Source organism: Niabella sp., assembly GCF_030150205.1.
GTDB lineage: Bacteria > Bacteroidota > Bacteroidia > Chitinophagales > Chitinophagaceae > Niabella.
This window is the reverse complement of sequence record NZ_JASLGT010000034.1, coordinates 1-20,922: the sequence shown is the minus strand read 5'-3', so window position 1 is coordinate 20,922 and position 20,922 is coordinate 1. Positions and strand designations below refer to the sequence as shown.

Here is a 20,922-nt window from a genome sequence, read left to right as displayed (position 1 = left end):
GTGGTCTGATACCCGCAATCCCCTCCCCTCCGGAGGGGATTTTTTTATTGCAACCATTTCGGTATTCAAAATGTTATTAATAAAGCAGATTCATCCCCTGGCCGCATATTTCCGGACTTCCGGCCGCACCGCATTGTTTTTAGAAAAATAGTTTTACATTTAGTATATGAGAGGTATCCAATTCTCCGGGTTGGCCGCTGATGACCAGGGCAAAACCCCGTTCGAAAAAATGCTCGACCTTTTCATGCAATTGCTTACATATACCAGCGGAGACGCTGCAGAAGCGCTTCAATGGCTCAATGAGCTGGATAAAGAATACCAGCTGGGCAATGATGATTATGGAATGGGCGATTTTATAGACGACCTGAAGCAAAAAGGTTATATCACCGACGATCATCAAAAAGGTGAAATAAAAATCACTCCAAAAACAGAACAGGGCATCCGGAAAAAAAGCCTGGAAGAAATTTTTGGGAAGCTAAAAAAAGCCGGCAAAGGCGATCACAAAACGTTCAAGCCCGGACAGGGAGATGAACTGAATCCCGAAACCCGGCCCTTCCGGTTTGGCGATATGCTGGAACAGATCGATTTTACGGAATCGATCCGTAACGCGCAGATCAATCATGGCATCGACACATTTAATATCCGGGAAGATGACCTCAGCATCCGGGAAACCGACTTCAAAACACAGACCTCAACTGTATTGATGATCGATATATCCCATTCCATGATCCTTTATGGCGAAGACCGGATTACGCCGGCCAAAAAGGTAGCTATGGCACTGAGTGAGCTGATCACGACCCGTTATCCAAAGGATACACTGGACATTGTGGTATTTGGGAACGACGCCTGGCCGGTGGAGATAAAAGATCTTCCCTACCTGCAGGTGGGGCCTTATCATACCAATACGGTAGCCGGACTGGAACTGGCAATGGACCTGCTCCGGCGCAGGAAAAATCCCAATAAACAGATCTTTATGATCACCGACGGAAAGCCAACCTGCCTGAAGATCGGCAAACGGTATTATAAAAACAGCTTTGGTTTAGACCGCAAAGTAGTAAACCGTTGTATGAACCTGGCCGCTGCCTGTAAAAAATTAAAGATCCCCATCACCACATTCATGATCGCAACAGACCCCTATCTGCAACGTTTTGTTCAGGAATTTACGGAGATGAATCATGGTAAAGCCTATTTTGCTTCACTGGACAACCTGGGCTCCTTTATCTTTAAAGATTTTGAAAGCGGCCGGTCCAAGACCGTATTTTAAAAAACATTTCACCTTAACATTCACTCAAAACCTATCACTTAAGACTTCTCACGCTACACATTTCACTAAAAACTTTTCACTCAAGACTTCACAACATCTCACTAAAACATTTCACTCCAAATACCTCCACTCGTGATTAAAACATTAGGCGCATTAAAAGCATCCGGATATCAATCAAAGTCGATCAAAGAAGAAATCAGGCAAAATTTAATAAAAAAACTCAAAGCGGGCGAAACCTCCTTCCCCGGGATCGTTGGATATGAAGATTCGGTAATACCCGAAACAGAACGGGCGTTGCTGAGTAAGCACAATATACTTTTTTTGGGTTTGCGCGGACAGGCCAAAACCCGGATGGCGCGGCAGATGACCGCTCTGCTGGACGAATACATACCTGTAGTAGAAGGCAGCGACCTCAATGACGATCCGCTGAATCCCATTTCCAAGTATACAAGAGACCTCATCGCCGAAAAAGGAGATGACACCCCCATTACCTGGCTGGCCCGGGATCAGCGCTATGGCGAGAAACTGGCCACTCCGGATGTAAGCGTGGCCGATCTCATTGGTGATATCGATCCCATTAAAGCCGCCAACCTGAAACTGAGCTTTGATGATGAGCGGGTACTTCATTATGGCATCATCCCCCGGAGCAACCGCTGCATTTTTGTGATCAATGAGCTGCCGGATCTTCAGGCGCGTATCCAGGTATCCCTGTTCAATATTCTTGAAGAGGGTGATATACAGATCCGGGGCTTCAAACTCCGGCTGCCACTGGATATTTTATTTGTCTTTACCGCCAACCCCGAAGATTATACCAACCGGGGTTCCATCGTAACACCCTTAAAAGACCGTATACAAAGCCAGATCTTAACGCATTATCCCCGTACCCTGGAACATGCATTGGAGATCACCGAACAGGAAGCGGGTATTCACGAAGAACAAAAAGAGATGGTAAAGATCAGTGACCTTGTAAAACGGCTGATTGAGCAGGTAGCTTTTGAAGCCCGTAACAGTGAGCTTGTCGATAAAAAAAGTGGTGTTAGCGCGCGCTTAACCATTTCAGCCTTTGAAAATGCCGTCAGCACAGCCGAGCGCAGGGCGCTGGTCAACAATGAAACGGTTACACAGATCTGGATTTCCGATCTGTCGGGCATTATTCCTTCTATTACCGGAAAAGTAGAGCTGGTGTATGAGGGCGAACAGGAAGGCCCGTTCCAGGTAGCAATGAATCTTGTAGACAAAGCCATCCGTTCGCAGTTCATCCAGTACTTTCCCAACCCCGAACAATTGGGCAAACGGAAAAATACAGGAAAGCCTTCTGCGCAAAATAAAGCCGATGATAACCCCTATAAACCGATCATTAACTGGTTCGATAAAGGCAACACGCTGAATATCGATTTTAATACCACAGATAACAATAAGATACAGCAACTTTACCAGGTAGACGGACTTTATGCGCTGGTGAAAAAATATTTCGCCGGAGCCAATGAGCTACAGGCTGCATTACTGATGGAGTTTGTACTTTTTGGACTTTCGTCCTATTCGCTGATCAGTAAAAAATTGTTTGAAACAAAGGTGGAGTTTAAGGACCTTTTTGGCAGCATGCTGGGGTCGGCCACTACCGGCGAATACGAGAGTTTTGGTTTTGAGGAAGATGAATAGATACAGCGGGGACGGTTCATTTGTTAAATCAGGCATAAAACCATCCCAGTTATAATTCACACAACAACTGGAATAGTCCTTATATTTTTTTACCGCAAGCGCGAAATAGCTTTGCAGTAAACAAAATATATATTAATGAGAATTTCAGTGTTAGTTGCAGCATCCGCTATATTCCTTAGCTTTTTCGCTGCCTGTTCAAAAGATAAGGACCAGGCTCCTGTTCAAACCCCCAGTGAGCTGTTATCAGCTACAGCATGGGAAACCACCAGTGCCAAAAACGCCCAGGGAGCCCAGGTAGCCCTCACCGACGACAATGTAAAGAACTTTGTTGGATTTGCATACTTCAAAGCCGATACCAAATTCACGATGTATAATTTAGACAATTCTCCTAAAATGAAGGGTGACTGGTGGCTTTCGCTGGATGGAAAAACAAGATTTATTATCGCCCGGAATGATGCCGGTACAGAACTGTTCAGACGTGAAGTAGAGATCACCGTACTTACCAAAACAGAATTCACTTACCGGATTTACCCGACTGCCGGAAATAAAGCCGTGTATTTTGATATCATTCATACTCCGACTACACACGCGGAGCCGGTAAAATAAGCAACGGTCATTCGTACCCTAAGGTCTGCCCCCCGGGGTGGGCCTTTTTTGTTACACATCTATTTCACAGATACAGCGTTTCGTTTGCTACCGCAATGCCCTTGCGAACCGATGCTTCAGCCGCTTGAATTGAAGCATGCAGTGTTTCAATGCTTCTGCAGCAAACATAGAAAATACCGGGAGTACAACAAAGCTCCGGTTGTGCCCGCCGCTTTTCATACGGCCGCTAAAGTCTTGTTTCTGCAGGTTGCTGCTATTTCCTATATTTAGGAAATTTTCAAAAAATCATGCCTGCCGATATTCCTGTATTGAACCTGGATACCTTTACGTTCCGCGATATAAATGGTATTACGATATTGAATCACGTACTTAAAGGGAATAACCGGATCACCAGGCCGCACAAACATGATTTTTATTTATTCTTTTTGATAGATCAAAGCAGCGGCAGCCATACCATTGATTTTGTAGAGCATCCCGTAAGTGATCAGCAGATCCATGTATTACTGCCGGGCCAGGTACACCACTGGAACCTGGATGCCGCTACAACCGGCTTTCAGCTGATGATCAGCGAAGCAATTTTTCAGTCCATGATCAATTACCTCAGCTTTAGCCCGCTATTCTACTTCCGGCATCCCGTATTATCACTTCCTGAACATCTCTTCCGGATCTTTTATCATGAATTTCAGCAACTGGATGAAGAGCTGCGCGCCCCCTGTCCGAATCTGGATATCATCTATACCCGGAGTAAATTAATTGTTCAGTTACTGGGAAAAGAACAGGACACACAATTTGAGAGCATTCAAAAAATGAAATCCAACCCGCTGATCATCCGGTATACAACCATGGTTAACGAACAGTTCCGTGATCAGCGGTCTGTGGCCTATTATGCCAAACAACTCAACATCACCCCCAACTACCTCAATATACTTTGTAAGCGGTTTTTATATGCATCGGCCAATGAGCTGATCCAGAAAAGACTCATTCTTGAGGCCAAGCGCCTGCTGGGCATTTCGGGCAAAAGCATTAAGGAAATTGCCTATGATCTGGGGTTCTATGACACCGCCAATTTTTCTAATTTTTTTAAATCACAAACAGGTGTGGCGCCAAAAGCATTCAGAGAACACCCCTGAACATAATGCTTCAGACCCACACGATTTACAAGCTTGGCTCCAGCCATTTAAAATCTTCCGCCAATGGCATTGCTCCATAGGCCGCAGCCACTGCCGGTGGCGGAATGGTGAGTTTACGCTTCTGCGTATCGATCCAGGCACCTTCTAATGTAATGACAGCCGCCAGCGTTTGCTCGTCTTTATAAATATGATGCCGCATCGCCCAACGGCTAAAATCCCTCCGGGACTGGGTCAGCTCCAGGTCGATCCAAACGGTATCTTCCAATCGTATCTCTCTTTTAAAAACACATTCTTCGCGAAAAATAACCGGTCCCACATGTAATTCCGTCATGTGCCCCGTGGTTAGTCCTTTTTCGGAAAGGAACCGGATCCGGCAATAAGCGCCCCAGTCGTAATACACACTGTGCCTTAGATGCCCGTTCAGGTCGAGGTCTGCCCAACGGATCTGCAATGTTTTCGTAAAACGCTCCATATGCTGCAATTGATACAGGTTTTCTGCATTATTAACAAACTTACATAATGTTCTCAATCAAAATTATCAAAAAGGGTCACTATATTTACCGTTTCAATCAAAAGGATCTAATTTTCAACAGCGTGTAAAACAACAAATGATGAAGTACGTTCTCACAATCGGGTTACTGGCCGCAGGCAGCGTATCCCTTTTTGCCCAGTCAAAACCAAAACCCAAACCGGCAACGGTAAAAAAACCGGCAACAGCGGCCGTTTCTGCAGCATCCCCCGCATTAAAAACACTGGCAGATTCCGCCAGCTATGCAATAGGCGTCAATATTGCCCAATCGATCAAAAAAGATATTGGAGATCTGAATAGCGGCGTTCTGATCGATGCAATGAAGGCAACATTTGGTGGTAAAAAACCGATGCTTAGCGAAGAAACACTGGTAAGCGTAATGATGGCCTATTCAGAAAAAGCCAAAGAGGCCCAGGCGCAGGGAACGATCAATGCGGGCCGGGCATTTTTAGAGAAAAACAAAACCCAGCCAGGTGTTAAAACCACGGCCAGCGGGTTACAGTATATCGTATTACATGAAGGCACGGGCGTAAAACCGGCTGCTGAAGATACAGCGATCTGCCATTACAGGGGTTCCTTGCTGGATAGTACTGAGTTTGACAACTCTTATGATCGTGGAGAGCCACTGACCATTCCCGTGTCGGCTGTTATCAAAGGATGGACGGAAGGCCTGCAAATGATGAGCAAAGGATCCAAATATAAATTCTTTATTCCCTATGAGCTGGGATACGGTTTAAGAGGTGCGCCTCCAACCATTCCCGGAGGAAGTGTATTGATCTTTGAAGTGGAACTGCTGGATGTAAAGAAAGGAAAATAGCTTTTAAAGAACAGATCAGGGCCGATGGTAATGATGGGTAACCCATATAAACCATCGGCCCTAAAAATAACTTTCAAGAGAAATCATAATACCTCACAACCGCACTTCAACGAGCTTTTCATTTTTAAACGAAACCGACCTGCCCTGCAGCGGATAGCTGGAAAACGGGTAGTCCTTCACGAAAATATTGGTTACTTCACCCGAGCCGCAGCAACCGCCCGGATGGAAGAAATAGTTATAAGTAAACCTAATGGTTCCGGATTTTGAAACAACCTGGATCTCGTTATTACCAGGAACAGAATAATCCCTAAAGAGCAGGGTATTCTTTAAACTATCTACAGTTTCGTTGCCATAGATATGCACCTGCTGGTCCGCACCATGTGTTATCCGGATACCTGCAGTATCAAAACTACCATTGGCTATTTTATTTTCCCCTGTTTTGGCGTCCACAATTTTCAGGTAAAAAAGGCCGCTGGGCGTCATGCAATCTACCAGCGCGCAATTCAACGTTTCATGATTTTTTTCACGACTGCAGGCCAGCATTCCAAAGATCAGGCAAGCAATAAGCGTTTTCTTCATAAGAATTGTTTTATAAAAAAACGCAATGCCTCCTGCAAACGCAACAGCAACCCTAAAAAATCAACCGGTGCGTTTCCTTTATCACGCCCATCACAAATACACTTTGCACATGCCCCAGGTTTTCTACCTGGCTTAACCGGTTTACATGAAAATCATAAAAGCCGGCCATATCTTTTGCCATCACTTTCAGCATAAAATCAAATTCGCCGGAAATGCTATAGCACTCCACTACTTCATTCAACCCGTTAATGGCCTGGATAAATTTTAACCCCGCTTTTTTATCATGTTGTTTCAGCGAAACATAACAGATCACCGTTAGCCCTTTATCCAGTTTTTGTGCATCCAGCAAAGTGGCATATTGCCGGATCACTCCCCTCTCCTCCAGCCGGCGGATCCGTTCATGCACCGGGGTTGGACTCAGATGCACCCGGGATGCGATCTCCGTTACCGATATGCGTGCATTTTCCTGCAGGAGTTTTAAGATCTCAAGGTCCTTATCATCCAGCCCGGATTGATGTGGAAGAGCAGCCGATTCTGCTGTTTTAGCGGTCCGCTTCATTTTTAAAAGTATTTATATCCATAAATTTAGTACTTTATAGGGAATATCACTTATTAGCAAGAATTAACATAGTGTTTTTTACCAAGTCTTATCTTTGCGGTTTAAAAACATACACAATATGTCCACTGTAACAAAATCCCAGATAGACTTTGACCTGAAATACAAAGTTGCCGATATCAGCCTCGCCGAATGGGGCCGCAAAGAAATCAGGCTGGCCGAAGCAGAAATGCCCGGTTTGATGAGTATCCGTAAAGAATATGCCGGTTCACAGCCGTTAAAAGGCGCACGCATTGCCGGCTGTTTGCATATGACCATTCAAACCGCGGTATTGATTGAAACACTGGTAGCCCTGGGTGCTGAAGTAAAATGGAGCTCCTGTAATATTTTCTCTACACAGGATCATGCTGCTGCAGCTATTGCCGCTGCAGGAATCGGGGTATTTGCCTGGAAGGGCCAAACCCAGCAGGAAGCAGACTGGTGTATTGAACAAACCCTGTTCTTTGGTGGTGTAGACCGTCCGTTAAACATGATCCTGGATGATGGTGGTGACCTTACCAATATGGTATTGGATACCTACCCTGAGCTGGTACAGCATGTAAAAGGGATCAGCGAAGAAACCACAACCGGCGTACACCGTTTATATGAGCGGGTAGCCAAAGGAACCCTTCCGATGCCTTCCATCAATGTGAATGATTCTGTAACCAAATCCAAGTTCGACAACAAGTATGGTTGTAAAGAATCACTGGTAGATGCGATCCGTCGCGCCACCGACGTAATGCTGGCCGGAAAGGTAGCTGTTGTAGGTGGGTATGGAGATGTGGGTAAAGGATCTGCTGCATCTTTAAGCGGAGCCGGATGCCGGGTGATTGTAACTGAAATTGACCCGATCTGTGCACTTCAGGCAGCAATGGATGGCTACGAAGTAAAGAAAATGATCGACGCCGTGAAGGAAGCGGATATCGTGGTTACTGCCAGCGGATGTCGCGATCTGATCACCGGCGAGCACTTTAAAGCGATGAAAGATAAAGCCATTGTTTGTAATATCGGACATTTTGATATTGAGATTGATGTAGCCTGGCTGAACCAGCATTATGGTCAAACCAAGGATACCATTAAACCCCAGGTAGATCTTTACAATATTGACGGGAAAGACATCATTTTACTGGCGGAAGGCCGCCTGGTAAACCTGGGTTGCGCCACTGGTCATCCCAGCTTTGTAATGAGCAACTCCTTCTCTAACCAAACCCTGGCTCAGATTGAATTGTGGACCAACAACGATCAATATGAGAACAAAGTATATGTACTTCCCAAGCACCTGGATGAGAAGGTAGCCCGCTTACACCTGGCCAAGATAGGCGTGGAACTGGATACCTTAACCCCTGCCCAATCGGCTTATCTGGGCATTCCGGCTGAAGGTCCGTTCAAACCGGAACTCTACAGATATTAAGCCTGTTTTTATATTCTTCAAAGCCGCATTCCTGATTGGAATGCGGCTTTTTTTTTCCGGATGCCCTGCTTCGGCGCCAGGGACTTTGATTAAAGACACCACTTTCAAACGTTAGTACGCTAATTTATCTGGCGATTTTATAAGTTATTTTACTATTTTAGCGACTGTTTCAAAAAAGAATAAGTATTTATTCATTTCTTGCCAATCATTTCGCTTTATGAAATTATTTCCTTCGCTGTATCTATTCGTAATTCCCGCTTTTATCATATCCGGGTCAAAGACTCCCGGTCTGTTAAACGGTAAACCGACACCGGTTTCTTTTGAGAGTCGTCAAAAAACGATCAACCTGCTGGATAAAAACAATGCATCTAAATGGCGGGGGTACGATGGCAACCGGCTACCTCCGGGCTGGACGATCAGTGACGGAATGCTGTGGATGAACAATGAAGCCAAACCCGATCCTTCGTATAAAGGCGGGCGTGACGTGATCTTTACCGGCCAGGAATTTGAATACTTTGAACTAACCATCGACTGGAAGATCGCAAAGGGCGGCAATAGCGGAATCTTCTATCATGTAAAAGAAGGACATGGCTCCCCATCCAGCATCAGCCCGGAGTACCAGCTGATCGATGATGAAAATTTTGCAAGCATGCACCCCGATCTGAAAAGCTACAACGCGCAGTTTGGAGCGGAGCACCCGGAACAATTGCAAGACTGGCAAAAAACCGGTGCCGATTATGCCATGCATACAACCGACGAAGCGCATAAACTGCTCCACCCCGTGGGCCAGTGGAATACCACAAAGATCGTAGTAGCACCCGGCCGTACCGAACATTGGCTGAACGGCGTAAAACTATTGAGCTTTGAGCCCTGGTCCGAAGATTGGTATGCCCGTAAAAAAGCAGGGAAATGGGCAAAGGCCGATCTGTATGGAACTTTCAAAACCGGTTTTATCGGCCTCCAGTACCACGGAAGTTCTTTGTGGTTTAAAAACATTCACGTTAAACCATTGCAATAATCATTTGAATAAACTATAAAAATAAAAATACACATATGAAAAGAAGAAGTTTTATAAAAGCTACTGCTGCCGGAACGATCGCTTTTATGCTTCCGTTTCCCGCATCTGCACTCTACGCCGGGAAAAAATTAAGAGTTGCCCAGATCGGATTGGGTTCAATGGGCTCCAATGACCTGCTGGCAATCGCTTCTCACCCTTTGGTGGAAATCGTAGCGCTTTGTGATGTAGACCAGAACGCCCTGGATAAAGCAAAGGCTGAACATGCCAATGCAAAAACGTTTACCAATTATAAGGAACTGTTTAAAACCATGGGAAAAGATATTGATGCGGTAGTGGTATCTACAACCGACCATGCGCATGCGCCTGTATCGCTGATGGCCATGGAACTGAATAAACACGTATACTGCCAGAAACCATTAACCCATTATATAGCCGAATCCAGGAAAATGGATGCTGTGGCCGCTCAAAGGAAACTGGTAACGCAAATGGGTATCCAGGTACATTCCTTCTACGATTATAAGCTGGCAACCATCCTGATTCAAAAAGGCATTATTGGAAAAGTAAAAAAAGTAATTGCCTGGTCGCCCAAAGTATGGGGCTATGACGGTGCAGAGCCCCAGGGAAGCGATCCGGTACCAGAAGGATTGAACTGGGATCTGTGGCTGGGCTCTGCAAAGAAACGCCCATACAAGAAAGGACTTTACCACCCGGGCAACTGGAGAAAATGCATCGATTATGGATGCGGCACCCTGGGCGACATGGGCGTTCATATTTTTGATACTCCGTACAACGCATTAAAATTAAGTGTACCATTAACAGTTAAAAACGAATGCCGGGCTCCCAATGCATTTGGTCATCCCGAAAAAAACCATGTAACGTATGTATTCCCGGAAACACCTTATACCGCTAAAACCCTTGAGTGGGTATGGTATGATGGTAAAGGAGCACCGGAAGCACAATCCGAACTGGAGCTCCCGGGCGGTGAAGCATTACCCGATCAGGGAGCTATGTTTATCGGCGAAAACGGGCAACGCTTGTTATTACCACACTTTATGCAACTGCCCAAACTGATCGTTGATGGCAAGTTTGAACCGATCGACATCAAAAAATTCGATCCGGATGGAACAGCAGGCAAACCCACTACCAGCTATGATGCCGAAACACCCAAGCATTACCACGAGTTTGTGGATGCCTGTTTGGGTAAAGCTAAATGCAGCGCGCCGTTCTCGTACTCCGCAAAACTGACAGAGGTGATCTTGCTGGGTGTGATCGCTGCACGGTTCCCCAACGAAACATTGCATTGGGATGGCAAACTTGCCCGGTTTAAGGAGGCGAAGGCCAATAAATTTATATCAGGCGGTACCGTTTAATATGGTTCCGGTTCGCATTGTTAAGTAAGAACATTTATATAAAAGAGCCCCGGATTGTAGTCCGGGGCTCTTTTTATTGCTTGTTTATTTTGAGATCGATGTGTTTGATTAATTCATTAAAATTTAGGTGCTCAAGCTCCGCAACCGTATCGATTATATCCTTGCTTTGTTCCTCTGATAAAATAGCACGGCTCAAAAGGCGGAACTTTTTTACGGTATCCTCCCAGCTAAAGGGCCTTGTATAAAAACCATAATAATCTTCTTTCTCCCTGCTGAACGATTCACCATTCTCAAGTTCGATCACCACCTTTGTTTTCATTTTATCCGGATATGCAACAGTGTAAGGATCCAGCATTCCGGCAACCATTACCGGCTTATGAAAGGGCAATCCCGTTCGAACCTGTACTTTTTGTAATAGCTGCTGCACATCCTGTTTTAAAATACGGGCGGGTGCAAATTGAGCCGGCGTAAGCTCCCCATCTAATAAAAGCGCGGCTGTTGTATAAAACAAACTATGGTCTGCCTGCTCCTTGGTTTGTACATCTTTGCGGTTTCCGTATGCACCGGAGCCAATGATATGGTAGGCGGTAAGGAAGGTGGTAATATCAACTTTTGCAATGTTCCGGCAATCAAAACGATGTTCCTCCCTGAGTTCATCTGCCGCCTCAAGGCTGGCCTGTGCATGTACTTCTGCATTATAGCGTTTAAGCACGCATTTAGAAATCAAATCAAAGGATTCCCGGGCCCAATCGTAATCCAATTTCATCCCAAATACTTCGTCAAAGCCTTTGGGTCCCTCAAATAAAGCAATGGGTCCCGTCATGCCCTGCTGCGCCAGCAATGCAATTCCAACGCAATCTAAGGCGTCCAGCGAAGAAGCAAATCCCTTCCATTCATATGTATAAGAGGCCCGGCTGGTAACCATCGGGCTGATGGAAGTTCCAGTTATACCAAGCGCATGAGCAGTTTGTTCGGGAGTCATCGCCAAAAGCCGGGCAATACCTGCGGTTATCGAATAACCCAGCAACAGTGTATGGTCGATCCCCTCTTTCATAACGGGAATCTCTTCTACCAGCCGGCATTCTAACTGATATGCTACGGCCATGGCAGCCAGGAATTCCTTTCCCGACGTTTTCCGAAGCTGGCTTACCGCCATCAGTGCCCCGATATTATCACTTGGATGACAGGTTGCCTCCTTACCCATAAAATTATCCATAAAGTCGGGATAACGGATCAGTGCGGTGTAAAGTTGTGCCGCGCGATCTGCAGGCAGTTTTCTTCCATAGGGCGTAATGCAATTACCGCCGTCAGAAAGTATGCGCTGCTGCCTGACCAATTTCAGAACCGGCTCCTTATCTAAAGAAAAGAAAAAGGAACCCAATGCGTCCAGAAGATGCCGCTTTAACTGTGCCACATCCTTTTGTCCTATATCATCAAACGAAGCACTTAAGGCAAATTCCGCGATCTGATTATTTTGAAGTGTTTTTTTCATTCAAACAGTTTGTTATCCGCTTTTCTGAACCTTTCGTCATCTGCTTAACCAGGCATTCATCTGATCCCTTCCGTCTATTTGTCAAATAGTTATTTTTGATCAGACCAGATGCAGCAATCAATAAACAAGGTTTATGCCTTAATGACTGCACGCCCCTACTTCTTTTTATGCTATTGAAAATGAACCGGATTAAACCGGTGCAGTTACCGGTTATTGCTCCGGCATTGATAAAAAATGCTCAGACTGTGTACTATTATCTACAGTTATCAGCGATGATCTGTCCTTGAATATTAGTATTTCAGCTTTTTTCAAGTTCACGTACAACCACTTTTGCCATTTCCTTTGAACTAAAAGGGTTTTGACCGGTAACCAGGTTTCCATCTACCACTACATTAGACGTCATGGGTATACAGGCCTTTTTCAAATCGGCGCCTCTTTCTTTGATGGCAGCCTCCAGGTTAAACGGCACTTCCCGTTTTCTTCTCGCCAGCGTTTCTTCAAACCAGTCGAAGCCCGTCATCGCTTTTCCTTTGATCAGGTATTCCCCGTCTGATCGTTTCACATTCAGCAACCCACCTACACCATGACAAATAGCCGCTACCATTCCTCCCTTCCCGTATTGGTTGCGGATGATCGATTGCAGCACAACATTATCCGGGAAATCATACATCGTTGCATGTCCGCCTGCCAAATACACACAATCAAAGGCTTCATCCTTTACGGCTTCTAAACTTTGAGAGTGATTCAATGCATCCATAAAAGCCGGGCTTTCATAACAGTCTTTAGAAATCTTATCCAGCACTAATGGTTTCAGACTTTCGGGATCAATGGGCACATGCCCACCCCGGGGACTGGCTATAACAATATCCCAGCCTTTCCCCTTCGCGCTATGATAAATATGGGTCAATTCGCTCAGCCATAAACCGGTCTTTAACCTTCCGCTGGCATACGCGTCTACATTGGTTACGATTAATAAGAGTTTTTTCTTCATTTGATGATATGTTTATCTGTCCCTTTTTGTCAAACGATTCTACTCCGGCTGCCGGTTCAATGAAAGAAGGCAATCACTTCGTACAAAGGTCAATTAAATGAGGTCCGGAATGCCGCTGGCGAAACAGAGGTCCGGTTTTTGAACAAGCGATGGAAGGATTGCGGGTGTTCAAATCCCAAATGATACGCGATTTCGGACACCGACATTCCTGTAGTGGCTAATAATTCCTTTGCCTTTTCGATCACCCGGTTTTGTATATGTTGCTGTGTGGTTTCACCGGTTTGTACCCGCAGCATATCACTGAGGTAATTAGGGCTCAGATGCAATGCATGAGCCACAAACTGAACAGTAGGAATTCCCTTAACCGCTAATTGGTCTTGTTTAAAATAATCATCCAGCAGCATTTCCAGTCTTGTAAGTAAATCACTGTTCACTTTTTTTCGGGTCATAAACTGGCGGTTATAAAAACGGTCGCAATACTTCAATAACAAGTCGATATTTGAAACCAATAAATCCTGCGTAAAGGCATCCATATTGGCATCGATTTCGCCGCGAATATTTTGTATAATATCCATAACAGACTTTTCTTCTTTCTCTGAAAGAAATAACGCTTCATTACTTGCATAGGAAAAATAACCGTAGCCTCCGATTTTAGATGCTAAAGGAGCACCCAGCAAAAAATCGGGATGAACAACCAATACAAATCCTTTTACTCCGTTCAGCAGTACATCTTCAAACTGCAGCACCTGGCGGGGCGCAATAAAGTACATAACCCCCTCATCAAAATCATAATATTGCTGACCATATTTACATTTTCCGCCCGCGCAATCTTTCTTTAACGCTACTACATAAAAGTCTGTTGTAACGGCACTCAGGATCGTTTCGCGCTCCAGCTTTACATCGTCAAAATCAAACACACTGATCAGCGGGTTGGCGGGCTTCTTCAACCCTAAAAGCTGATGCAATGTGCTGATGGATGAAACTTTTTCCGGAGCCTTCATGTTCTGATTTTATATCCTAAATTACTACTTTTCTTTTTTTGCCGGCAGTTGTTCCTGTTTAATCTGTTCCATCCCCTGCCGGTAAGTTGTTACCTGGAATGCAGGAAAATACTTTCTAAATTTTGCATCATCAAACACATTATCATGTTCGTACCGGGGAAGCAGCTCCTGCAATTCTTTTATCCGTTCATTAAAAAGAGCGCCGATCTTAAAAGCAAATTTTGGTACAACTGCATAGTTTAACTCCCGCCCGTAAACAGTCTCTGCCAATGTTATAAATTCCTCGTAAGTGGGATGACTTTCATCAACTGGCAAATGCCAGGTTTGTCCGAATGCTTCGGGAGTGTTCCCAATTAACGCGGTTGCACGGCTTGCGTCCGGCGTCCAGATCAGGCTTCTTTTTTTATCGGCACTTATTGGCACTTTTAGCCTTTTTCCCTCCCGGATATTGTCAAATATCAACGTATTGGTAATGCTTTGTGTTTTACCCGGGCCATAAAACTCAGGCGCACGGCAAATCACGGCTTCTAACTTGCCTGACTGTATTTCCCCCAGCACCATCTCAGCCATTTCCTTTCTTACCTTTCCCTTTCTGCCTACCGGAGCAAAGGCCGTGGTTTCCGTCAGCACCTTGTCATCCTGCGGATACATATAGGTATTGTCAAAAAACACCAGCTTTGTTCCATTGATCTTACAAGCCTCTATTACATTCCGGGTGATTAACGGAAATTGCTGTTCCCATAAACCGGAGCTAATGGGAAGCCCCAGGGTAAAATAGGTAATTTCACTGCCTTTTACAGCCTCTATCGCTTTTTCCCTATTGGATAAATCGGCCGAAAAAATCGAATCGGTATCGTTCACCTTTTTCGCATTTCTGCTTACGACCCGTATATCAGCGGTAAAATTCCTTTTAAGCTCCCTTGCCAGTTCTTCACCAATTTGTCCATTGGCTCCTAATATTGTTTGCATAACCTTTCAGATTTTTACAACATTAAACGTTTCCATGTTTTATTTCATCCGCTGCCATACAGTGGTTCTTCCAAACGCAGCGATTCCTACAAATCCACGTAGCTGAAGGCTTCCGTTCTTTTTTAATGTGATCTTCCCACTGCAGGTTTTGCCGCTTTCGGGGTCATACACGGTACCGTTTTCCCAAACATTATTTTCAGTGTAAACAAAATTTTTCAGGATAACCGTACCGGCTATTTTATTATTCCGTTTACGCTTGTCGGGATTATGGATATCCTTTGCGTCAGGAACATTTGTCCATATCAAGGTGCCAAAATATTGGTTACCCGCTTTGTTTATGCGGACATTTCCTTTGCCGCCTTCCGTAACGAAAAGACCAATAATCTGATCCGCACCGGTTGGTTGAGCAATGGCATTTGTATACAGAAACAAGAACACAGTTACTATTGAAATTTTTAATACGCGCATACGTTTAATCTTTCGTAGTACAAAGTTCCGTAGAAATACCAGTACCAGTGTATCCCAATTAAGGGAAGTTGTAACAAAATCTCTGTTGAGCGTACGCGGGCTACAGGAAAGTTGTTTTATCATATCACCGGACAGATTCGGCTTCAACTATTATTGCATATATTTAAACGTTGGCAGTAAGTGAAGAACGACACTAAGAAGATTAAGCAGACAAAAAATAACAGCGAAATGACAACGCCAAAGATCACAGCAACTAATTACTATCCAAACAAAAAATTGGTTGTAACGCACATCAGCGGGGAACTTGAAAAGACGGACGTTGAACAATGGGCACAATCATTCAAGGACAGGTTGGAGCAACTTGCAGACAACTCAACGTTTAAAATCTTTATCAATATGTATGGATTTAAAGCGGCAAACATTGACGCACATAAAAGATTCAGAGGCGTTGTTCCTCTAACACTTGCTGGATATGGTTGGAAAGAAGGTTACCTTGATTTGTTTGAGGAAGAAGCCAGGACAATAACGTACAGGAACATAAGAGGGATAAAATGTGTTGGCGCTGCACACGCACATCAGGATGAAACAAAAATGGACTTGTATGAAACAAAATTCAGCAGTAACAATGAGCATTTCTTTCCGGACCCGGCACAAGCAAGACAATGGATAGAAAACTTAGAAATATCAAATTGACAAGGGCTTGAATGGCAGGCCTCCGCCCCTCCGTTAGCTGCCTACTTTCATACTGTTAATGTGGAGGAACATCTATCGAAACGAAATCCTATTATTCAGGAAGCGCAATTTTTATAATGCCCAAACGAAACAAAAGGTAGTTAAATGGTGCTACCTATTTAACTACCTTTACTCATGCTCATTGAAAATCAATGAAGGTTGTCGGGATGACTGGATTCGAACCAGCGGCCTCTTCGTCCCGAACGAAGCGCGCTACCGGGCTGCGCTACATCCCGAAAGGGGGCACAATATAAAATAAGTTTTGAAATTATAGATGGATCAGATGAATTATTTCCAAATATTTGCAACGGTCGTTTTTTGAATATCCTTCTGAAGGCGCTTCCCCGGCTAGTCCAGCAACAGCTGTACCACAGAGAGCCGGGGTAATTGCACCGTAAGTTGCTGTCCTTTTAGCTGTGCACCGGTAAATGGCGCCGGAACAACTTTCTTTTTATTTTCAAAGCTATTGATATCTGTAAAAGCTTTGCTGGTTAGTATTGTTCCGCTAACTTTTTTGTAGGCTACTCCGGACAAGGGTACCTGGATTGCACGGTCATTTGTGGGATCGATATTCACCAGGGTAATGCACAGACGTCCGTTTGCATTAATGGACGCCGAAGCATTCACTGCGGGAAGCCGTTGTCCTTCATTTGTATATTCCGGTGTTTCAATTTTAAGTGGCACCCGCTTAGCATCCATATGCTGTTGATACAGGTCAAATACATAATAAGTGGGCGTTAACAGCATGTCTGCTCCCTTTGTAAGAATCAGCGATTGCAGTACATTTACCGTTTGAGCCAGATTGGCCATCCGGACGCGGTCTGCATGATTATTAAAAATATTCAGGGTGGTTGCTGCAATCAATGCGTCCCGCAGACTGTTCTGCTGATACAGGAATCCCGGGTTGGTACCCGGTTCCACATCCGTCCATATTCCCCATTCATCTACTACCAGTGCCACGCGTTTCTCCGGATCATATTTGTCCATAATGGCCGCATGCCGGGTTACCAATTCATCCATGAAAAGACAACTCTTCATGGTATTGAAATATTCCTTTTCATCAAAGCTGGTAGCAGATCCCTTATGATTCCAATTCCCGGTAGGAATGGTATAATGATGAAGACTGAGCCCCCACATCATATGCCGGGGAATATTTTTCATAACCACCTCCGTCCAGTTATAATCTGCAGAGTTGGCACCTGCCGCAATTTTCTTTAACGGTGCATTGGGATAGTTCCGGGCAAAAGTTGCATAACGCCGGTATTCGTTGGCATAATACTCCGGCGTCATATTACCACCACAACCCCAGCTTTCATTTCCTACCCCCCAAAAGCTTACATTCCAGGGACCATCCTTTCCATTTTCCTTTCGTAACCGGGTCATGGGCGTTTCACCCGAAGCATTCAGGTACTCTACCCATTTTGACATTTCTTCTACGGTTCCGCTGCCTATATTTCCCGCAATATATGGTTCCGTGCCCAGCAGGCCGCAAAGTTCCAGGAATTCATGGGTACCAAAACTATTATCTTCTGTTACGCCGCCCCAATGCGTATTGATCATCTTCGGCCGGCCATTCCGGGGGCCAATACCATCCCTCCAGTGGTATTCATCAGCAAAACATCCGCCAGGCCAGCGCAAATTGGGAATCCGTATCTTCTTTAATGCCTCCACTACATCCAGACGAATCCGGTCTTTCCTGGGCACATTCATCGCCGGGTCTACCCAAAAACCGTCATAAATACAACGTCCTAGATGTTCTGAAAAATGACCGTAAATATGACGGCTGATGATGGTTTGTGTATCTTTTAATTGAAGGGTAACAGTACCCTCCCGCTGCGCATTCAAAAGCATTGCAATTGACAGGCATACAAAAAAAAGCAGGCTTCGTTTCATTTAATCGTTTTTAGATTACTTATTAATTGTTCATTTAACAATTAATCTAAAAATACAGCTTCCTGTGGATTACTCCAAATACTTTTTGAAGAGCCGGCTCCTTCCCGGCAATACAAGCCGGTTACCGGGCAAGATTATTCCTCAGCACGTCCGTTATTCCCGCAGTAGTGCCAACGAGCCCGGTCTTTTCTCCATCACACCGAGGTCTGCAAAAAAATATTCATATTGCTGCTTTCTGCATCTGCCGGCAGGCTATATACCGGACTATCAAAATAGCTGGTTGCTTTTGAATAATGCACCTCGCTTACCGAGATCATTTCCCGGCTCCTGTACACGTTATCTTCTTTTCATCTCCAGCCATATCGGCTTTATTGTTGTTTAATAGGACGGTGCATCATCCATTGCTCTATATATGCAGCAAGCTGTTCATAGGGCATTTTGGGAGTAAGGTAAGCGGCCTTGTCCTCCAGTTTATTGATCCATTTATTGCTGCCGTCTTTCTCTACTTCAATCGTTCCCTTTTGGATTTCAAAGAAATTGCTATATCCCTTAACCGCTATCAATACAGCAGTTTGATCCCAGCTCATGCGCCCATTCTGATCGGACGCTGCCTGCGGGATGGATATCCGGTATGCGTCCTTTACCGGGCTGTTGCTGATCGTGGCATCATTGACCAGCTTCAATCCTGTCTGTATCTGCTGACCGATCTCCCAGCCGGAAAACAATACAGGTTTGGGCCATACCTTAAAAAGCTCATACGCGGCAGCAGCATCCTTATATACATTGAATTCTTTCCCTTCCGGAAATTTTCCGGCCATACTCACCAGGTTTTTTACTTTCTTTTTTACCAGCTCAAGCCCGCTTAAACGGGAATACTGATCAGGCCCCGAATGCACCAGGTTATTCAGGTTGGTAAAAAATCCAACCGTAATAACGGTCACACTGTTGTCCGGCTGTTCTGCCAGTAATTTCCGGTACAGGCTCACTGCATCCGGAACCTCCGCATTGGTTTTAATGGTATGCGGATACCGGGCAATTAACGAATCGGTCCAGTGCTGCGGATCCTTACCGGTGTATGCCCATTGCCGGGGAACACCAACCGGGATGCCTGGCCGGTGAAAATAGGTATTGAAAATATTGAGTACACTTGCTACCCCTTCATATTTTGTGCTGGCAATGGTACCCAAAATAGTTACATACCCGCTGTCTGCAAAAGCGTGGAGCATAGCAATAGCGCCTACATCATCATAGTCTGGCCCCATATCCGTATCAAAAATAACACGCACCTTCTTGTTGTTCCGGGCATCCCGGCTCCCTTCTGTTCCTGCCAAACTGTGTACCGGGGTACCATAAAGCAACAGGCATAGCAGCGGGTATAAAGTAATCGTTCGCATTTTCATCGTTATTTATTTTTAGTCATGAAACAGATTACCAGCCAGGGTTCCGGGGCAGGTTCTTATTTTGCGGTTTCAAAAATAGCAGCCACCTATGAAACTCTATACCACATTAACAAATTATGCAGTTTCGGGCTCCTTTACAGAAAGGAATAAATCGTGGCGTTCCTGGTAGACATATTCGTTTCATCCTATCTAATTTACCAATACAGAAATGAAATTAAAAGTTTCAGAACACTACTTAAAACAAGGTTCAATTAAATTTAATAATTTCAAATCAGGAAAGTCTTCGAAATATAAAGGCAGTATATTATATATCAATAAATTAAAAATAAAAATCGAAGGAAAATAAGACAATTATGAAGGAAAAGCGGGCATGACAACCAAAAGACCTTGGTGCCGGGTTAAACCGGCCGGCATTTCCCCGGCATCATTTATGCGCCTATTTATGTTTATGTTCCACCAGTCCTTCCTGTCTCCCTAAGCCAGAAGGATAGCTACTTCAATAAACAAAAAAAAGCCTCACATTTCTGTGAGGCTCTCAATAAGAATGGCAGCCGAAGGAGCAGCGCGACTGAGTCCCGATAGCGAAGCGTATCGGGATACCTACAGTCATAGGCAAAAAAAAACCCTCCAGTAAAACTGAAGGGTTCAATAAGAATGGCAGCTACCTACTCTCCCGCATTGTGGTGCAGTACCATCGGCCATAAGGGGCTTAACTTCTCTGTTCGGTATGGGAAGAGGTGAACACCCTTGGTATAACCACCATAAAATCTTTAGCTTTGTCAGGCTGAGCCTGCCGAAGCCAATAAGTTAACATATTGGAAAAAACTGTTAGAAGAGATCTAAAAAAAATTAAAGCGTACGGGCAATTAGTACTACTCGGCTTTGATGTTACCACCTTTACACCTGTAGCCTATCAACGTCATAGTCTCTGACGGCCCTTAAAAGTAAACTCATCTTGAGGCAGGTTTCACGCTTAGATGCTTTCAGCGTTTATCCTG

The 20,922-nt window shown here is 44.7% G+C and carries 20 protein-coding genes, 1 tRNA gene and 2 rRNA genes; 9 read left to right on the top strand and 14 right to left on the bottom strand.

Translation table 11 applies throughout. The features are described from left to right. The first annotated feature begins 166 nt into the window (after nucleotides 1-166). From Q1V85_RS24335 to Q1V85_RS24320, 4 genes are all read left to right on the top strand, one after another. Nucleotides 167-1,264 (top strand): VWA domain-containing protein, encoded by a 1,098-nt coding sequence (locus Q1V85_RS24335; protein WP_300604540.1) that lies wholly within the window; start codon nucleotides 167-169, stop codon nucleotides 1,262-1,264. Nucleotides 1,265-1,396: 132 nt separating this feature from the next. Further along, nucleotides 1,397-2,923: a magnesium chelatase gene (locus Q1V85_RS24330; protein ID WP_300604538.1), complete on the top strand. Its 1,527-nt coding sequence runs from the start codon at nucleotides 1,397-1,399 to the stop codon at nucleotides 2,921-2,923. A 135-nt stretch (nucleotides 2,924-3,058) separates the two neighbouring features. After that, a complete protein-coding gene (locus Q1V85_RS24325) occupies nucleotides 3,059-3,529 on the top strand; it encodes a DUF4822 domain-containing protein (protein WP_300604536.1) in 471 nt (156 codons plus the stop codon). A 287-nt stretch (nucleotides 3,530-3,816) separates the two neighbouring features. Further along, nucleotides 3,817-4,659, top strand: a complete 843-nt coding sequence (locus Q1V85_RS24320) for an AraC family transcriptional regulator (RefSeq protein ID WP_300604533.1) — start codon at nucleotides 3,817-3,819, stop codon at nucleotides 4,657-4,659. 25 nt (nucleotides 4,660-4,684) lie between these two features. On the opposite strand, the gene Q1V85_RS24315 is transcribed toward Q1V85_RS24320, so the two are convergent. Then, nucleotides 4,685-5,131: a thioesterase family protein gene (locus Q1V85_RS24315; protein ID WP_300604531.1), complete on the bottom strand. Its 447-nt coding sequence runs from the start codon at nucleotides 5,129-5,131 to the stop codon at nucleotides 4,685-4,687. Between the two features lie 136 nt (nucleotides 5,132-5,267). Here Q1V85_RS24315 and Q1V85_RS24310 point away from each other — a divergent pair, with 136 nt between their 5' ends. Continuing rightward, nucleotides 5,268-6,005 (top strand): FKBP-type peptidyl-prolyl cis-trans isomerase, encoded by a 738-nt coding sequence (locus tag Q1V85_RS24310; protein WP_300604528.1) that lies wholly within the window; start codon nucleotides 5,268-5,270, stop codon nucleotides 6,003-6,005. 93 nt (nucleotides 6,006-6,098) lie between these two features. On the opposite strand, the gene Q1V85_RS24305 is transcribed toward Q1V85_RS24310, so the two are convergent. Both Q1V85_RS24305 and Q1V85_RS24300 read right to left on the bottom strand, forming a co-directional pair. Next, nucleotides 6,099-6,584 carry a hypothetical protein gene (locus Q1V85_RS24305; RefSeq protein ID WP_300604525.1) on the bottom strand — a complete coding sequence of 162 codons (486 nt, stop codon included), beginning with the start codon at nucleotides 6,582-6,584 and terminating at the stop codon, nucleotides 6,099-6,101. Nucleotides 6,585-6,636: 52 nt separating this feature from the next. Further along, nucleotides 6,637-7,143 (bottom strand): Lrp/AsnC family transcriptional regulator, encoded by a 507-nt coding sequence (locus tag Q1V85_RS24300; protein ID WP_300604522.1) that lies wholly within the window; start codon nucleotides 7,141-7,143, stop codon nucleotides 6,637-6,639. 118 nt (nucleotides 7,144-7,261) lie between these two features. On the opposite strand from Q1V85_RS24300, the gene ahcY reads away from it, so the two are divergent. The 3 genes from ahcY (at nucleotide 7,262) to Q1V85_RS24285 (ending at nucleotide 10,978) form a co-directional block, all read left to right on the top strand. Then, the gene (gene ahcY, locus Q1V85_RS24295) at nucleotides 7,262-8,590 is read left to right on the top strand and encodes an adenosylhomocysteinase (RefSeq protein ID WP_300604519.1); all 1,329 of its coding nucleotides are present in this window, start codon (nucleotides 7,262-7,264) and stop codon (nucleotides 8,588-8,590) included. A gap of 217 nt (nucleotides 8,591-8,807) precedes the next feature. Further along, nucleotides 8,808-9,608 (top strand): DUF1080 domain-containing protein, encoded by an 801-nt coding sequence (locus tag Q1V85_RS24290; RefSeq protein ID WP_300604516.1) that lies wholly within the window; start codon nucleotides 8,808-8,810, stop codon nucleotides 9,606-9,608. A 35-nt stretch (nucleotides 9,609-9,643) separates the two neighbouring features. Next, the gene (locus Q1V85_RS24285) at nucleotides 9,644-10,978 is read left to right on the top strand and encodes a Gfo/Idh/MocA family oxidoreductase (protein WP_300604513.1); all 1,335 of its coding nucleotides are present in this window, start codon (nucleotides 9,644-9,646) and stop codon (nucleotides 10,976-10,978) included. 73 nt (nucleotides 10,979-11,051) lie between these two features. On the opposite strand, the gene Q1V85_RS24280 is transcribed toward Q1V85_RS24285, so the two are convergent. The 5 genes from Q1V85_RS24280 to Q1V85_RS24260 all read right to left on the bottom strand — a co-directional run bounded on the left by Q1V85_RS24280 (nucleotide 11,052) and on the right by Q1V85_RS24260 (nucleotide 16,022). After that, nucleotides 11,052-12,470 (bottom strand): MmgE/PrpD family protein, encoded by a 1,419-nt coding sequence (locus Q1V85_RS24280; RefSeq protein ID WP_300604510.1) that lies wholly within the window; start codon nucleotides 12,468-12,470, stop codon nucleotides 11,052-11,054. Nucleotides 12,471-12,768: 298 nt separating this feature from the next. Then, the gene (locus Q1V85_RS24275; protein ID WP_300604507.1) at nucleotides 12,769-13,461 is read right to left on the bottom strand and encodes a type 1 glutamine amidotransferase domain-containing protein; all 693 of its coding nucleotides are present in this window, start codon (nucleotides 13,459-13,461) and stop codon (nucleotides 12,769-12,771) included. A gap of 89 nt (nucleotides 13,462-13,550) precedes the next feature. Next, the gene (locus Q1V85_RS24270; protein ID WP_300604503.1) at nucleotides 13,551-14,462 is read right to left on the bottom strand and encodes a helix-turn-helix transcriptional regulator; all 912 of its coding nucleotides are present in this window, start codon (nucleotides 14,460-14,462) and stop codon (nucleotides 13,551-13,553) included. A gap of 24 nt (nucleotides 14,463-14,486) precedes the next feature. Then, nucleotides 14,487-15,431: an NAD-dependent epimerase/dehydratase family protein gene (locus tag Q1V85_RS24265; RefSeq protein ID WP_300604500.1), complete on the bottom strand. Its 945-nt coding sequence runs from the start codon at nucleotides 15,429-15,431 to the stop codon at nucleotides 14,487-14,489. A gap of 39 nt (nucleotides 15,432-15,470) precedes the next feature. Continuing rightward, nucleotides 15,471-16,022 carry a DUF2147 domain-containing protein gene (locus Q1V85_RS24260; protein WP_300604497.1) on the bottom strand — a complete coding sequence of 184 codons (552 nt, stop codon included), beginning with the start codon at nucleotides 16,020-16,022 and terminating at the stop codon, nucleotides 15,471-15,473. 57 nt (nucleotides 16,023-16,079) lie between these two features. Here Q1V85_RS24260 and Q1V85_RS24255 point away from each other — a divergent pair, with 57 nt between their 5' ends. Further along, nucleotides 16,080-16,592 (top strand): hypothetical protein, encoded by a 513-nt coding sequence (locus Q1V85_RS24255; RefSeq protein WP_300604494.1) that lies wholly within the window; start codon nucleotides 16,080-16,082, stop codon nucleotides 16,590-16,592. A 201-nt stretch (nucleotides 16,593-16,793) separates the two neighbouring features. Here the strand turns inward: Q1V85_RS24255 and Q1V85_RS24250 are convergent. From Q1V85_RS24250 to Q1V85_RS24225, 6 genes are all read right to left on the bottom strand, one after another. After that, nucleotides 16,794-16,867 (bottom strand) — tRNA-Pro (locus tag Q1V85_RS24250). Between the two features lie 112 nt (nucleotides 16,868-16,979). After that, entirely contained in the window at nucleotides 16,980-18,524 is a 1,545-nt protein-coding gene (locus Q1V85_RS24245) for an alpha-L-arabinofuranosidase C-terminal domain-containing protein (protein ID WP_300604491.1), read from the bottom strand. Nucleotides 18,525-18,718: 194 nt separating this feature from the next. After that, nucleotides 18,719-18,859: a hypothetical protein gene (locus Q1V85_RS24240; protein ID WP_300604488.1), complete on the bottom strand. Its 141-nt coding sequence runs from the start codon at nucleotides 18,857-18,859 to the stop codon at nucleotides 18,719-18,721. Nucleotides 18,860-18,892: 33 nt separating this feature from the next. Then, a complete protein-coding gene (locus tag Q1V85_RS24235) occupies nucleotides 18,893-19,924 on the bottom strand; it encodes a nucleoside hydrolase (protein WP_300604485.1) in 1,032 nt (343 codons plus the stop codon). A 652-nt stretch (nucleotides 19,925-20,576) separates the two neighbouring features. Further along, nucleotides 20,577-20,688: ribosomal RNA gene (gene rrf / locus Q1V85_RS24230) — 5S ribosomal RNA — on the bottom strand. An 81-nt stretch (nucleotides 20,689-20,769) separates the two neighbouring features. Further along, nucleotides 20,770-20,922 (bottom strand): 23S ribosomal RNA (locus tag Q1V85_RS24225); the annotation flags it as partial.